This window comes from Chlorobium sp. (assembly GCF_049593655.1).
Classification (GTDB): domain Bacteria; phylum Bacteroidota; class Chlorobiia; order Chlorobiales; family Chlorobiaceae; genus Chlorobium.
Genome location: NZ_JBAWHG010000061.1, coordinates 13651 through 27583 on the forward strand (window position 1 = coordinate 13651; position 13933 = coordinate 27583).

Genomic DNA, 13933 nt, shown 5'->3' on the forward strand with positions numbered 1-13933 from the left:
GGACACCGTTCACTCGTTGATCTCCTCGAGCTGGCCTTCGGTTTCGAGATACTCCTCCTGCAGGCGCAGCTTCATGTCGTCACCCGCATTCCACATGCCCCGGCTGATCGCTTCGAGCAGCTTGTCGAGAATGTTCTGGCGCGCATAGGGATTGACCTCATCCATCCACTTCTTCATCGCTTCGTCGAAGACATACTTGCCGGCAACGCGCTCGTACATCCAGTCATCGACCACCTCGGCCGTGGCGTCCCAGCCGAGTATGATATCGAGCACCTTCGAGATGTCGCCCGCCCCCTTGTAGCCGTGCCGCTTCAGCCCTTCGAGCCATTTCGGATTGAGCAGGCGCGAACGGAAAACATGCTTCGCCTCCTCGAAGGTGGTGCGCACCTGCACCCGGTTCGGATCGGAGCTGTCGCCCATGTAGGCTTCCGGCAGAACGCCCCCTCGCTGGCTCTTTGCCGCCGTGATGAGACCGCCATAGTAGTTGTAGTAATCGGTGCATGAGAACATGTCGTATTCGCGGGTGTCCTCGTTTTTCACCGTGGCGTCCATGCGGGAAAGCACCCTGCGGAAGGTATCGGGTTTCTGCCGGCCGTAGGATCCCCGGCCGTAGGCATGCGAAGAGTAGCGGATGTAGTTGGCCGCCAGGTCCTCCTGCGTCTGCCAGTTCTTCGATTCGATCAGCTCCGAAACCCCCGCCCCGTAGGTGCCCGGAGGGCAGCCGAAAACCCGGAACGAAGCTTCGCGGAGCGCTTCTTCGTCGTTCATGCCGTCCCGCCGGTACTCCTCGACGTCCGCAAGCACGTTGCGGCGGAGCAGATTGCTTTCGGGCGGCTCGTCAAGCGCGGCGACCATCCTGACCGCATCGTCGATACGTTCGACAAGCAGCGGAAACGCGTCGCGGAAAAATCCGGAAATCCTGGGCACAATGTCGAGCCTCGGACGCCCGAGTTCGGCGAGGGGAATGACTTCGACCCCTTTTACGTAGCCGCTGCCCTGCTGCCAGACCGGCCTGACGCCCATGAGGTAAAAGATTTCCGCGAGATCGTCGCCTCCGGAACGCATGGTGGCCCCGCCGAAGAGGATGATGCCGATGCTGCGGGGATACTCGCCTTTCTCTGCCAGATAGCGCCCGACGAGCGCATCGCCAAGACTGCAGCCGACTTTCCAGGCGGCAGGCGTCGGAATCCTTTGCGGATCGATCGAGAAGAAATTGCGCCCGGTCGGCAGGATGTCGGCCTGCCCCCTGGTAGGCGCTCCCGAAGGGCCGGGCTCGACAAAACGACCGGAAAAGCCCTTCAGGGAAGCATCTATCTCGTCGGTTACCCGCAGCAGACGGGGAACCAGATCGGTGCAGATGTATTGCAGCCCTGCCATCACATCGGGTGTCGCCAGCTCCGGCATGGCGGCCTGCACCGCATCGGGCGCAACAGCCCGGTACCCTTCCGAGGAGAGCCGCTTCACCATCGCGAGCGCATGCTCATGGGCGAGACGGATTTTCTCCCCGCCGGTATCGCAGGTCGGGCCGAATACCGGAGAACCCTTGCGGCGAAGCAGGTCGTCGTAATCGAATCCCATGGCCCTGACGATCGATTCCCGCAGCGACGGCACGCCGCCCTGGTCGAGCCTCGTGAGCTGCACGAGCAGTTCGGCAAGACGGTCATCTTCGGGAGCGACGCCCATGGTATGCAGACCGTCGGAAACCATGGTGTCGGCAATCTCGTCGAGCTTGGCGTGCAGCACTTCAAGAAATTTTTCGAAATCCGCCATCGCATCTTCGCGACCGTACCCGGTGTCCTTGTCGAGATCGGCGGCGACCAACGCGTCCCAGATCATCGGGCGCAGCACGTCGAGCTTCGCCGGATCGCTGTTTCGCGCTTCCGCATAGCTCCGCAGGTGGCCGTCGAGCACGGCCATCTCTTCGTAGAGGTCGGCGTTGGTGAAGACCGGCGTCATGTGGTCGATGATGCAGCAGTTCGACCGGCGCTTGGCCTGCGTTCCCTCGCTCGGATTGTTGATGATATAGGGATAGATGTTCGGCAGATCCATGATGGCCAGATCCGGGTAACACTCCTCCGAAAGCCCGAGCGCCTTGCCGGGCAGCCACTCCAGCGAACCGTGCGTGCCGACATGCATGACGGCATCGGCCCTGAAGACGTCCCTGATCCAGCGATAGTGCGCAAGATAGTGGTGCGGTGGCGGTATATCGGGATCGTGCAGCATCTGATCCTGACGCTCGATGCTTCCCCGTGAGGGCTGGATGGTGATGAACACGTTCCCGTTGATCGTGCCCGGAAAGAGCAGCTCTTCGTCGTGAACGAACAGTTCCCCCGGCATCCGCCCCCACTCCTTTACCATCTTCTGCTTCACGCCTGTCGGCAGCGCCTCATGCCAGGGCTGGTACCGCTCCCGCTTCGCTGTCGCTTCGGCTTTGGCGGCCATCTGCTCCGGGGTGAGCCAGCGGCGGTCGCAGGTCATTCCGGAGACAAGCTCGCGCGCAAGATCGTCGCCGGTTTCGTACTGCCTTCCGACCGCATACCCCTCCTCCGCCATTCTTTCGAGCAGCAGTCTGACGCTCGCGAAGCTGTCGAGACCCGAAGCGCACCCGATGCGGTCGTTACGGGGCGGGTAGTGGTGGAAGATGATGGCGATGCGTTTGTCGGCGTTCGGTTTCCGGCGAAGTTCAGCCCACCGGAGCGCCATGTCGGCCAGTTTGGCCGTACGCTCTTCGATGGGCATGATTTTCAGGACCTCGCCGCCGGTCACGGGATCGATGCCGCGATGCTCCCTGGTCGAAAAGGGCACCGTCATGAGAGCGCCGTCGAATTCGGGCTGCGCGGCGTTGTAGGAGACTTCCATGGTGCCAAGCCCCTGTACGCTCTGCTGCCACTGCTCCCTGCTCTGAAACGTATTGAAAGCCTGCAGAAAGGGAACGTCGAGACCCGGCAGGATGCCCGTGTAATCCGGTGATGCCAGGGTGAGGGAAAAAAGCATGGGATTGATGAGCACATCGATGCGGCTTGTGCCGTCGGGACGACGGAAATAGCGATCGGCCACATAGTCGGCGCCCCTGTTACCGCGCATCACGTCGCGGTACCGGTGATGAAACACCGCAATGACGCTGGCCCCCCGCTTCCCGATCTCCCGGATGAGACCATCGTAAGCGGCAAGATCGGCGTCGACGAAGTAGTTCTGGTAAAACCAGATACCGACGACGGGCTTCGAGGGATCGACATGCTTCGCAAGGTATCCTTCGAAATCGTCGAAAGCCGGCCAGTCGGGATGATACACCCCTTCGTGCGGCATTTCCACAGGCTCGGCAACCTCTGTCTCTTCGGCATGGAGAAGCTTGTGCAGATACCGGAGCAGATTCGCGAAATTCAGGGCGCCTCCGTTCTGCAGATAACGCCGGATCCTCTCCCCCGCTTCCGTACCATACAGGATGCTGTGTTCACGGGCAAGATCGAGCGCCTCATCGTCGCCGCCTCCGGCATGGATCACGACAAGAGGAACGGAGTCTCCTTTTTCCCGTCTCTGCGAGCAGGCATCGAGAAAGGCGTCGAAGGCAGGAAACGAGGCCTTGCCGCCCATAAGCCGGATAATGACCACATGCGAGGCTGCCGCAATCAGGGCGAACGACGCTATCTGCTGCGGAGAGGAGAGCTGCGCGGCAATGCGGGCCGTCACCTTCGCCTTGCCGCCTTCACCGTTATAGAGGCGCACCCCGCCTGAGAGCGTGGCGACTTCGGAAGGATTGACGCTGAAATAGCTGAGCGAAAAATGGTTCATGATGGAATTTCTCCTGTTTGCTTGCAGTAATCGTATATGGTTCGATAGAGCGTACAGACGAGGTCGCACTGGTTCCCTCTGTTGTAATGCATCCGGGACGGGCAGTCGCCCGGACAGCGCCCCTCGAGCACGCAGCCGGAGCACCCTCCCCTGACCGGAGACGCTCCGGCAAAGGTTCGGGAAGGCGACATGTCGGGGCGGGCGAGCGTTCCGAGAAAAAAATCAGGATCCCCCATGGTCTGGGTGCAGGGGTAAAGCTCCCCTCCGGGCGTAACGGCGAGGCTCGCTCCGGTGCAGGCGGAACAGTAGGGTGCTGCCGGAACGGCGTTTTTCAAAGCCCTCTGTACCAGCTGTTTTTCCCGAAGGACAAGAGGATGCCTTCGTTCACGGTTCAGCAGGTCGAGCGTGCCGAGCAGCCCCCCTATGCCCTGGCGCAACAGCGCCTCTTCAGGCGGTTCGATCCCGCTTCCCGGAAATGCAGAGCCTTTCCGCACGAGCAGGTCGAGTCCGATAGCCGAAGCCATTGGCCAGGAGTGCAGGGCCATGGCAAGCTTTGCAAGCTCTCCGGTATTCACGGCGGAAAGCACCGTGGTGACGCTGAAGGGAACCCCTTCGTCATCGAGTATCCTCATGGCCCTGTAGGTTGCCGCACTCTGGCCCCGCATCCGCTCCTGTATTCCCGGCAGACCGTCCACGCTTATGCCTACTGCGGTCCTGTGCTCCCTGAACTTTCGCACGGCGTCGCGGTTGAGCAATATGCCGTTTGTCTGGATGGCCGTCGTCGCCGGCAGAGCCTCGGCGTGGATATGCTCGAGAACGGCGAAGACAAGATCTGCTGCAAGCAGCGGCTCCCCCCCTGTGAACTGGACATGGAAGGGCTTTCCCCCCAGGGCCGCCGCGTCGAGCGCGCAGAGGGCCGTATCGAGACTCATGAACTCCCCGGAACGGCGCCCTCCTTCATAGCAGTAGCGGCAGGAGAGATTGCATGCCGTCGTCACCACGAGCATCAGGGAGGATACCATGGAAAGCGTCATCGTCTCCCCTCCGGTCTCCGACGGCTGAAGCACTCTCCGAGCGCCCGTTTTTGCCGTTCTATCTTGCCGAGCCACTCCTCACGGGAAGCGAAAGAAAACTCGAAAACGACCGTTTCCGGCTCGATCCGGTCGAAAAGGGCGGCAATGGAGGGGTGCTCGAACGCCTCGTGCCGGTCGATATGCCGGACATGACGCGCCGCCACGCCGAACCGGTCCCAGAATGTCGCGGCTCCGGCAAAAGGATTGGCGATCGTCCGGCTTGCCCGCACATAGTCGCCCGACAGACTCCTGCACAGATGCACCGCCCTGACCAGATCGCGATACTCGCCGAGACGATCGACCTCATCAAGAAGAAAAGAGATCGCTTCGGCCTCCGTTTTCAGCGACTGGTTCTTGTTGAAAACATGACCGGTATCGAGCACCAGACCGCAACGGGAATACGACACTCCCGAAAGCAGTCGTTCGATCTCCCTGACGCTGTCCAGCCGGAAATTTCCGGGCCACCAGAGGTTTTCGAACAGGATCCACCCCTTGTAGGAGGTCTGTCGAACGACTTCACTGATGATTTCAGCCGACAGGTCGATCGTCTCCCGCCAGTTCCAGGGCGGCTGCCAGTTGAAAACATAATCGAGCTCGTAGTGCACCGGGTGGAAAACCACATACGGAACATCGAACCGGCATGCCAGATCGAGCTGTCTGCGGTAGCAGTCGATGATCGCGTCGCGATCCGTGCCGCCGTAATAGAACCGCACGTTCTCCTCGCTGCCGAACATATCGACAAGCGCCTGGCGGTCGTTGTTCCATATCTGTCTGATCATCACGAAAAAACGGAGATGGATGCCGCCGATGATCCGCTCCGGAATGACGTCATAATCGTAATCCCCGACCGGGTAGATCTCGTATCCGTCAAAACCGGTCTGTTCGAGCAGTGAGACAGCATCGGCCCAATGCTCGCCGGCTATGGCGACATCTCCGGGATGCGTGCTGATATTGAGAAGAAAACGCATGATTGTTCGATGTTCGGTTATCGGTTATCCGGGCAGACGATGCAGCCGTGCTCCTGACTGATCAGCACGAAGGTGAGCCCGATGGAGGGAATCACCGACGCACAGGTGCTCCTGCATGCTTCGGCAAGTTCCCGGTAGAAGGGCTCATGCGCCCTGAACGGAATAAGCTCCACGACGCTGCGCACCAGTTCCCTCTCCAGGATGCTCTCCCCTGTGCTCTCCGGATATCCTGTTTTTGCGGCGAGCCCTGCGATAAACTCCCTGTCGAGCCCGACGCTCCGGCTCGACAGATCGAGCTCCCCCTGCGCGAGCTTGGTGGACTTCGCAAGCATGACCCCGACGACAACCCGCTCGAAGCCGCCGATATCGCCAATCATTTCAAGCGTTTTGCCGATCCTGTTGCCGTAATGGATGAAGGCCTGCTCCGGAAGGCCAGGGAATACGCTCCGGAGCGCGTTTTCGCTCCGGGCTCCGGCCGAAATGGCCAGTTCGCGGCATCCGTTTTCCGCGGCGACCTGCAACGCCCTCCGGATCGAGTCGAGGTAGGCCTGCCCGGAATACGGCACGACGATGCCGCTCGTTCCGATGATTGAAATGCCGCCAAGCACGCCGAGCCGCGCGTTCATGGTTTTTTCAGCCAGCGCGGCGCCGCCCGGAACCGATATGCGGACCGAGGCGCCGCCCGAAACCCCGTACCTGTCCAGAAGCGTCCGTACGACTCCGGTTATCATGGTTCTCGGTACGGGGTTGATGGCCGGCTCCCCGAGCGGAATGCCGAGACCGGCAAGGGTTACGGTCCCGACCCCCTCCCCGTGCAGGAACAGGACGGTTCCGTCCTGAAGATCGGGACGAAGCGACACTTCGCTGCAGATCGAGAGGCCGCTGGTCACATCAGGATCGTCGCCGCCGTCCTTTTTCACGCACGCCGTCGCCGAAATGCCGGAACGCCGGCTTTCGGTTACGGAAAATCCCGCGCACTGCCCGCCGGGCAACCTGATGACGGCTTCATGCACGCGCAGACCGGAGAGCAGCATCGACAGCGATGCTTTTGTCGCGGCGGCGGCGCAGGCCCCCGTCGTGAACCCTGTCCGGAGCGCTTTTCCCGAGTCGTTCACGGCCGCTCCCCCCTGTCGGACAACGCCTCGCGCAGAGCCGCGACGGAGTGAACGGTCCTGAACGTGGCGGGCAGAACAGGACGCCGAACGATGACTGCGGAGATGCCGCATGCCTTTGCCGCGGCAAGCTTGACCGGCAGAAAACCGGACGATCCGCTCTCCTTGCAGAGCAGGCAATCGATACCGTGCAGGCGATAGGTCGCCTCTTCCTCGGCCTGACTGCACGATGGCGCCTTTCGGATGATATCCTCTTCCGGAAATCCTTCACGTATCGCAAGATCGTACGAACGCTCCGCAGGCAGTATCCTCACCTTCATGCGATGCTCCGTCCAGTACGGACGAAGAACGGAAACGCTCTGCACGCCCGTGGCGGCAAGAACGACGCGGGGCTTCATGATTTCGAGAAGACCTGCCGCCGCGGCGAGGGAATCCGCGAAACGGACACGGGGAGTGTCGATGAGTTCAGGGTCGATACGGTAATCGCGTTCCAGCCTGATGACAGGCAGGGAAAGGGTGCCTGCGACCCGCGCAATCGTCCGGTGCAGGCCGATCGCGAAAGGATGGGCCGCATCGATAATCAGGCGAATCTCCCTTTCGGCCAGCAGGGAAACCATCGTTCTGTCGTTGAGCGCTCCGTTACGATGTTCGCCGTGGCTCATGGGAAAACAGCCCGAAGCGGACTTCGTTGCGTAGAGGTAGCGCCGCGACATGCCGTCGAGCAGGCCTGCGGCCAGGCGACCCTCGGTAGTACCGCCAAAGAGGATGATCATGCCCGTACGGCCTCCCCTGCCGAGTCCCTGAAGCCGTGCGCGAATGCCGGGTCGTAAAGCTTCGAGCGTTTTCCCCTGGCTCCGAGAGCGGCTCCGACGACCAGGAGCACGGTATTGCTTTTGCCGGTCATGCCGACCAGTTCGGCCAGACGGGAAAGCTCGCCGCGCAGGATATGCTCGTCGTCCCAGGTGAGGCGATAGCAGACCGCAACCGGGGTATCGGGAGAGTAATGCCGGAGCAGTTCCTCCTGCACGCTCGCGGCGATGCCTGCGCTCAGGTAAATGCACATGGTGCTCTGCGACCGGGCCAGCTCGCAGAGGCGCTCCTTTTCCGGAACCGGGGTCCTCCCTGCCGCGCGGGTAAGAATGATGGTCTGGACGGTTTCGGGGATCGTGAATTCGGCATGCAATGCGGCGGCGGCAGCCTGAAAAGAGGAGACGCCCGGCACGATCTCATAGCGCATGTCGTGCTCTTCGAACCAGGCCATCTGCTCCTGGATTGCGCCGTAGATCGACGGATCACCGGTGTGCAGCCTGACCACGAACCTGCCTGACCGGTAAAAGCGGTTCATGAGCTCGAGCTGCTCTTCGAGCGCCATGCCTGCGGAACTCCGTACGAGCGCTCCGGGCCTGGCCGCATGGGTGAGCTTTTCCGGCACGAGGCTTCCTGCGTAAAGGATGAGGTCGGCCTTCTCCAGAAAACGGCGGCCCCTGAGGGTTATCAGTTCCGGATCGCCGGGGCCCGCCCCTACGATGGCGATCAATCCCTCCCTGGCCGCACCGGCTGCAAGGCTTACGGCCATGGTGAAGAACCGGGGAGAGCCTGCGGCAGCGCCGGGTATGGCGCATTTCCGCTTCTCCGCGATCCAGCCGGCACTTCCGGCAAGCAGGGCTGAAGCGGCTTCGGCTACGCTCGGCACACCGATTTTTCGCATCACCGTCGCGGACGGATTGGGCACGCCGTCCACACGGCCGAGATCTTCGGCGGAAAAGCAGTGAAACGGTATCTGCAGTTTGCCGGAAAGTTCCACAAAAGCCGGTTCGTCGGCCTTCAGATCGATGGAGCCCAGCGAACGGATCGACAGGGGCGAAAGGCCAAGCTGCAGAAACCCTGCCTCGAAGGCGTCTATGAAGCCGCGGGGGTCGATGTTCTTTTCACATCCGAGCCCGACACAGAGCACTTTCGGGCGGTAGAAGACAGCCGGAACCGGAGGTTCGTACCGCCGGTGCGTCACGGCAAGCAGCAGCGCGTACGAGTCGAACGGTATTGCCCGGTAGTCGTAGTAGATATCGACGAACTCCGGTTTCGTGCGCTCCAGCATCTCCGTCACCCGGTCGCGCACGTCGAGCAGAAGCGCGGTGCGCGCATGGTTCACATAGTCCGCCATCATGAAGGTCATCGAGCGGCTTCCCCACGGCTCCACGCTCCATCCCTCCTGGCGGCCGAGAATATCGAGAGGCCAGAGGCCCTGGACGTCGCTCGACGTGGTGACGACCGGCTGGGCGCCGAGATGACGGGAGAGGCGCAGGGCGAGATCGTTGGCGCCCCCCCTGTGGCCGGAGAGCACCGGCTGGACGAAAAAGCCGTTTTCGTCGCAGTTCACGACGGCCGGATCGCATCTCTTGTCCCCTATGACGGGAGCGATCGCGCGGACGCATATGCCGAGCGAGCCGATGAATATAAACGCATCCCGGTTCATGAACTCCTGACGGACATGGCCGGCGATCGAAGGCACTTTCAGCAATCCCTCGCCCTCCCTTGCGGAAATGATTTCGACCCGGCAGCCGGGTTCTCCCGAAAGATAGTCCCGAAGGTTTCGGGCAACCGCTGCGCCCTTTCCGGTAAGCGTGGCAATGGTGATGGTATGGTGTTTCATGATGGTGTTCCGTTCTTTTCCGCCGCAGCGATGGTTATGGGATGGTGGCTGCCCGATACGATGCGGAGCTCCTCGAGCTGCCGGTAGCCGGAGCCTGCCGTCAGTGAGCGGAATCCGTCGAGCGTGCTCTGCTGTACGGCATTCACCGCAACGCGGCCTCCCGGCGACAGCATACGGTCGAGAACGGCAAATACCTCCCGAAGCCGTCCGCCATGCCCTCCGATGAAGACCGCATCGAGTGTGCCGTCCCCGCCCGCATAGATCTCATGCCGCTGATCGAGAAAATCGCCCATCACCGTTCTGATGCCCGGGACCCTGAACCTTCTGCAATTGCTCCTGAATATCGCTTCGCACTCCGGACGCCGCTCGAATGCGGTCACCTCGAGATCCGGCGTCAGCCGTTTCGCTTCGATCGAGACCGACCCGGTGCAGAAGCCGATATCCCAGAAAGTCCCGGCATTGGCAAGGTTCAGCCGCGAAAGCGTGGCCATGCGTACCGGCATTTTCGTGATCATGTCGGGACGACCGGGAAGCCCCTCGAATTCCGCTTCGCCTATGCCGAACGATCGCCAGGGAGGCTCTTCGGCCATGAGCAGAACGCAATTGAGCGAGTGGAAATCCTCATCGGCCGCATCCTCCGGCCTGAAGGTGCGCACCCGCTCTTCGGGGCCGCCGAGCGCCTCGCCGACAACCATGACGTACTCCGTAAAGCCGAAATCGAGCAGCCGCGACGCGATGGCCGCAGGGGTTTTCCTGCTGTCGGTAAGCACTCCTATAAGCGGGGAACCGGCGATCAGAAGACGGTCCAGTTCCTGCCATCCGCGACCGGTCAGAGAGGCATGGCGCATCTGCTGGTAGGGCAGCAGCATCCGGTGGGCAAGCAGCTGGAGGGAGTGAAAAAACGGAAAACAGCGTAAGGCGGCGTGCGGAAAAACGCGCTGCAATGTCGCACCGAAACCGTAGAAGAAGGGGTCTCCCGATGTGAAAACCGCTACCGGTTCCGACTCCGCGCCAAGAGAAGCGAGCACTCCGTCAAGCGGCGGCGAGATGGTGATCCAGCGATACCCCGAAGGCAGCAGGCTGGCAACGATGGCGCGATGACGGACGCCGCCGGCAAAAACCCGGTGAGACAGGAGAACTTCGCGGGCTTCACGCGAGAGTTCCGGACTGCGGCTGTCGCCGATACCGATGAGGGTGAACTGTTCAGACATCGCGGCCGGGCTTCATGGTTCGGGCGTCGTCGAGACTCATGGCAGCGTTGACGATGGTGGCGGCAACGGCGCTTCCCCCCTTGCGTCCCTCGATCACGGCAATCGGCGTCTTGCCGCAGGCGGCTTTCAGACGCAGTTTCGACTCGACGACATGCACGAAACCGACCGGAGCGCCGATCACGCCCATTGGCGAAAAGCTCCCCCGATGCAGCAGATTGGCCGCCTCCATGAGCGCGGTCGGAGCGTTGCCGATCACAAAAAGCGCATGGGGATGCTCCCTTGCGGCAAGCCGCATGCCTGCCTGGGAACGGGTTATCCCCAGCTTTTCGGCCATCTCCGGAACCCTGGAGTCGCCGAGATAACAGCAGACCGATATGCCGTAACGCTCCAGGGCGGCCTTGCGCAGTCCCGACTGCACCATGGTGACGTCGGTCACGATCTCCGCACCACCGGCAGTGAGCTGCCGGTGCCAGGAAGCTATCGCTCCCGGCGAAGCGTAAAACAGCTCCTCGAACTCGAAATCCGCCGTTGTGTGGATGGTATGGATAAGCGCCCACAGCATATCGGGCGGGTGATCGCCTCCCCGCTTCAGCATGCCGGCGATGGTGCGGAAGCTTTCGATCATGATCGACTGTCCGACGCCGTGCGGCGCTTCGCCGCTCTCCTGCAGGCGGTAGCCTCTCGGCGTGATCATGCTGCCGCGGGAAGCGAAGGTGGCAGCGTTGCCTATCAGCATGACTGAAAACATGTCGAGGGAGTCCGGATCGAACGCTCCAAGCGTGGTGAGCAGGAGCGACTCGTCCGCACGCCCGACATTGCGGGCTATGCCCAGAGGCGTTCCGGCGCTGCGGCTCCGCAGAAAAAGCTCCTTCAGACGGTGAATCTGCCAGTACCGCCCGCGGCTTTTCGGATTGTAGATTGCCGTAACGAAATCGGCGTCCGCTGCCGCCCTGATCCGGCGCTCGATAACCGGCCAGGGGGTCATGAGATCGGAAAGCGAGATAACGCAGAAGTCATGGCTGATCGGAGCGCCCAACCGGGCGGCCGCCGCCTGAAAGGCGCTGATGCCGGGCAGAACCGCAACGGCGATTCCGGCGTAGGGTTCCCGCGCATGCATTTCGAAAACAAGCGGAGCCATGCCGTAAATACCTGCGTCGCCCGAACTCGCCACAACCACATGCAGCCCCTCGGCTGCCAGGGCGAACGCTTTTTCGACACGCGCCACCTCTTCGGTCATGCCGCCCGTCACGCGGATCGCACGATCGGGCAGCAGGCGATCGATCGCCTGCATGTAGACCCGGTAGCCAACCACGGCATCGGCGCAACGCAGGGCGTGCATGACCTCGGGAGTTATCGTCTCCTCGCTGCCGGGCCCGAGCCCGACCACGGTTATGCGTCCTTCTTTCATGCTTCCTTATGTTCGATGTTCTGTGCCGGCTGCGGGCAATGACGCGAGCAGATCAGCAGCGAAAAATAGGGTATGCTCCTCCGGCGGAGCTGCCGGATATCCGAAGTGATGAATTCGCCGGGCATGCCGACTTTTTCGGCGTAAAGAAAGGGGTGGCCGCTCCGCTCAAGCCAGGGGACCAGCTCCTTCCGAATGGTCGAAAGCTTCATGACGACAACCGTTCCCCCGGCCTGGACGGCGCGTTCGAGTTCCTCGGTGCCTGCAGCCATGGCAACTACCGTGACCCGGTCGTCATGCAGCGCCAGAGGGATGCAGGCGGCCGCACCGGCGGCAAGAAACGCCGGAACCCCGGCGACGACGCGGCACATAATCCCCTCACGGGCGGCCATCTGCATGAACGGAGTGAAGGTGCTGAAAAAACCCGCGTCCCCGACGCTCGCCACGGCCACGGTTTTTCCCTCGCGGCACGCTCCGGCTATGGCGCTGAAATGCTCGGGGTACTTCTCCCCCGCGATCTCCGGGTTGCGGAACATCGGCACCGCCATGACCCGGAACCGGCTTTCGGGCAGCCCGAGAGCGCGGAGTATGTCGAGCGCGAGGCTTCCTATCCCGCCCATCCGGTCGGGCGTGCCGGGGCAGCAGATCACCTCGGAACGTTCAAGAATCCGCAGCGCCTTGAGCGTGATGAGCTCCGGCTCGCCGGGGCCGAGAGAGACCCCGTAGAGCACCCCTTGCGCGTCATCCCTTGCGGGAGCCGCGCTGTTGCCGATAGCGCCCATGGCGGCGGGCATCCCGCTATGCGAAAAGATCGATCCCATGGTCCTGTGCGGTCTCCTGTATTCTTCTGGTGAACAGAGCGGCAAACGAACGGTTCGAGCCGAGTCCTTCCATGACGGCTTCGACAGAGAACCCTTCGGCTTCGAGCCTGCTTCGCCATGAGTCGGGATCGGGGTTGTCGATATCGTGATGGGCATGATCGCCCGCCGTGATCATGAACGGCTTCAGGAGCACCCGCCGGTCCTCCCGGCGCAGCATCTCCGCTATGGTATCGTCGATGCCCGGATAGCCTTCGAGCATGCCGATATGAATGGCCGTCCCAGGATGGGCTCCGCGCAGCATATGCAGCATTTCACCGAAGACGCCCGACGAAAAAAAATCGTTGCCGTGCGCCACGTAGAGCAGCGCGGCGTTCTTCGCTCTCGCTTGCGCCACATCGTCGCCAAGTGCTGCGATAACTCCGGCGACATCGTCCAGGTAGTCATGGGTAACCCCGTAGGTGCCGAGAGCGGGGCGCGAAAGCACGATCTGCTCGAACGGAGCCCAGACCTTTTTTATGGTGCGGATCGACTGGAGCGAGGTGACGTAGGATTTCAGGTCCTCGAACTGCTCGCCGTGATAGACGTGGGTAGGCTGCACGATGATGGTGCGGTAGTCCTGATCCTGCAGATTGCCGACTGCGCCCAGAAACCCCTGTACCGAAAGAATCTCTTCCGGAACACCCTGTTCCAGCCATTTCCGGGCCTCCGCTCTCCGGCCCGACCAGATGGTGCGCACCATGTTCGAGGTGAAGCATACCCGCGTTTCAATGCCGGGAAAAGCACCGACCACCTCCTTCCGGATGTTCTGGAGCGAGGGAAGCGCAGAGGGAAAGGATGTCCCGAAATGCGCGAGCAGGATGGCCTTGCGGTTCCGCTGCTCTCTTTTGCTGTGTGTTCTGCCCAT

10 protein-coding genes are annotated in these 13933 nt (G+C 61.9%); all 10 read right to left on the reverse strand.

What is annotated here, in order from left to right; translation table 11 throughout:
* Window positions 1-9: 9 nt before the first annotated feature.
* The 10 genes from cobN to WBP50_RS10765 are packed head-to-tail and all read right to left on the reverse strand — an operon-like array spanning window position 10 to window position 13933.
* Window positions 10-3789 carry a cobaltochelatase subunit CobN gene (gene cobN / locus WBP50_RS10720; RefSeq protein ID WP_423934335.1) on the reverse strand — a complete coding sequence of 1260 codons (3780 nt, stop codon included), beginning with the start codon at window positions 3787-3789 and terminating at the stop codon, window positions 10-12.
* Entirely contained in the window at window positions 3786-4856 is a 1071-nt protein-coding gene (locus tag WBP50_RS10725; RefSeq protein ID WP_423934337.1) for a radical SAM protein, read from the reverse strand. The genes cobN and WBP50_RS10725 overlap by 4 nt, the downstream gene beginning before the upstream one ends.
* Window positions 4820-5830: a TIM barrel protein gene (locus WBP50_RS10730; RefSeq protein ID WP_423934339.1), complete on the reverse strand. Its 1011-nt coding sequence runs from the start codon at window positions 5828-5830 to the stop codon at window positions 4820-4822. The genes WBP50_RS10725 and WBP50_RS10730 overlap by 37 nt, the downstream gene beginning before the upstream one ends.
* Before the next feature lie 17 nt (window positions 5831-5847).
* Window positions 5848-6945, reverse strand: coding sequence for a cobalt-precorrin-5B (C(1))-methyltransferase CbiD (cbiD, locus tag WBP50_RS10735; protein WP_423934341.1), 1098 nt, complete (start codon window positions 6943-6945; stop codon window positions 5848-5850).
* Window positions 6942-7715 (reverse strand): precorrin-6A/cobalt-precorrin-6A reductase, encoded by a 774-nt coding sequence (locus WBP50_RS10740; RefSeq protein ID WP_423934343.1) that lies wholly within the window; start codon window positions 7713-7715, stop codon window positions 6942-6944. Before WBP50_RS10740 ends, cbiD begins: the two co-directional genes overlap by 4 nt.
* Complete coding sequence (gene cobM / locus WBP50_RS10745) at window positions 7712-9592, reverse strand: precorrin-4 C(11)-methyltransferase (RefSeq protein ID WP_423934346.1); 1881 nt, start codon at window positions 9590-9592, stop codon at window positions 7712-7714. Before cobM ends, WBP50_RS10740 begins: the two co-directional genes overlap by 4 nt.
* On the reverse strand, window positions 9589-10803 hold the full coding sequence (gene cbiE, locus WBP50_RS10750; protein WP_423934348.1) for a precorrin-6y C5,15-methyltransferase (decarboxylating) subunit CbiE: 1215 nt from the start codon (window positions 10801-10803) through the stop codon (window positions 9589-9591). The genes cobM and cbiE overlap by 4 nt, the downstream gene beginning before the upstream one ends.
* On the reverse strand, window positions 10796-12211 hold the full coding sequence (gene cobJ / locus WBP50_RS10755; RefSeq protein WP_423934349.1) for a precorrin-3B C(17)-methyltransferase: 1416 nt from the start codon (window positions 12209-12211) through the stop codon (window positions 10796-10798). The genes cbiE and cobJ overlap by 8 nt, the downstream gene beginning before the upstream one ends.
* Window positions 12208-13029, reverse strand: coding sequence for a precorrin-2 C(20)-methyltransferase (locus WBP50_RS10760; protein WP_423934351.1), 822 nt, complete (start codon window positions 13027-13029; stop codon window positions 12208-12210). The genes cobJ and WBP50_RS10760 overlap by 4 nt, the downstream gene beginning before the upstream one ends.
* Complete coding sequence (locus WBP50_RS10765) at window positions 13007-13933, reverse strand: sirohydrochlorin cobaltochelatase (RefSeq protein WP_423934353.1); 927 nt, start codon at window positions 13931-13933, stop codon at window positions 13007-13009. The genes WBP50_RS10760 and WBP50_RS10765 overlap by 23 nt, the downstream gene beginning before the upstream one ends.

Excerpts from the sequence above, each read along its gene's own strand:
- cobN (WP_423934335.1), bottom strand. The coding sequence starts at position 3,789 with ATGAACCATTTTTCGCTCAGCTATTTCAGCGTCAATCCTTCCGAAGTC.
- WBP50_RS10730 (WP_423934339.1), bottom strand. The coding sequence starts at position 5,830 with ATGCGTTTTCTTCTCAATATCAGCACGCATCCCGGAGATGTCGCCATA.
- WBP50_RS10740 (WP_423934343.1), bottom strand. The coding sequence starts at position 7,715 with ATGATCATCCTCTTTGGCGGTACTACCGAGGGTCGCCTGGCCGCAGGC.
- cobM (WP_423934346.1), bottom strand. The coding sequence starts at position 9,592 with ATGAAACACCATACCATCACCATTGCCACGCTTACCGGAAAGGGCGCA.
- cbiE (WP_423934348.1), bottom strand. The coding sequence starts at position 10,803 with ATGTCTGAACAGTTCACCCTCATCGGTATCGGCGACAGCCGCAGTCCG.
- cobJ (WP_423934349.1), bottom strand. The coding sequence starts at position 12,211 with ATGAAAGAAGGACGCATAACCGTGGTCGGGCTCGGGCCCGGCAGCGAG.
- WBP50_RS10760 (WP_423934351.1), bottom strand. The coding sequence starts at position 13,029 with ATGGGATCGATCTTTTCGCATAGCGGGATGCCCGCCGCCATGGGCGCT.
- WBP50_RS10765 (WP_423934353.1), bottom strand. The coding sequence starts at position 13,933 with ATGGGCAGAACACACAGCAAAAGAGAGCAGCGGAACCGCAAGGCCATC.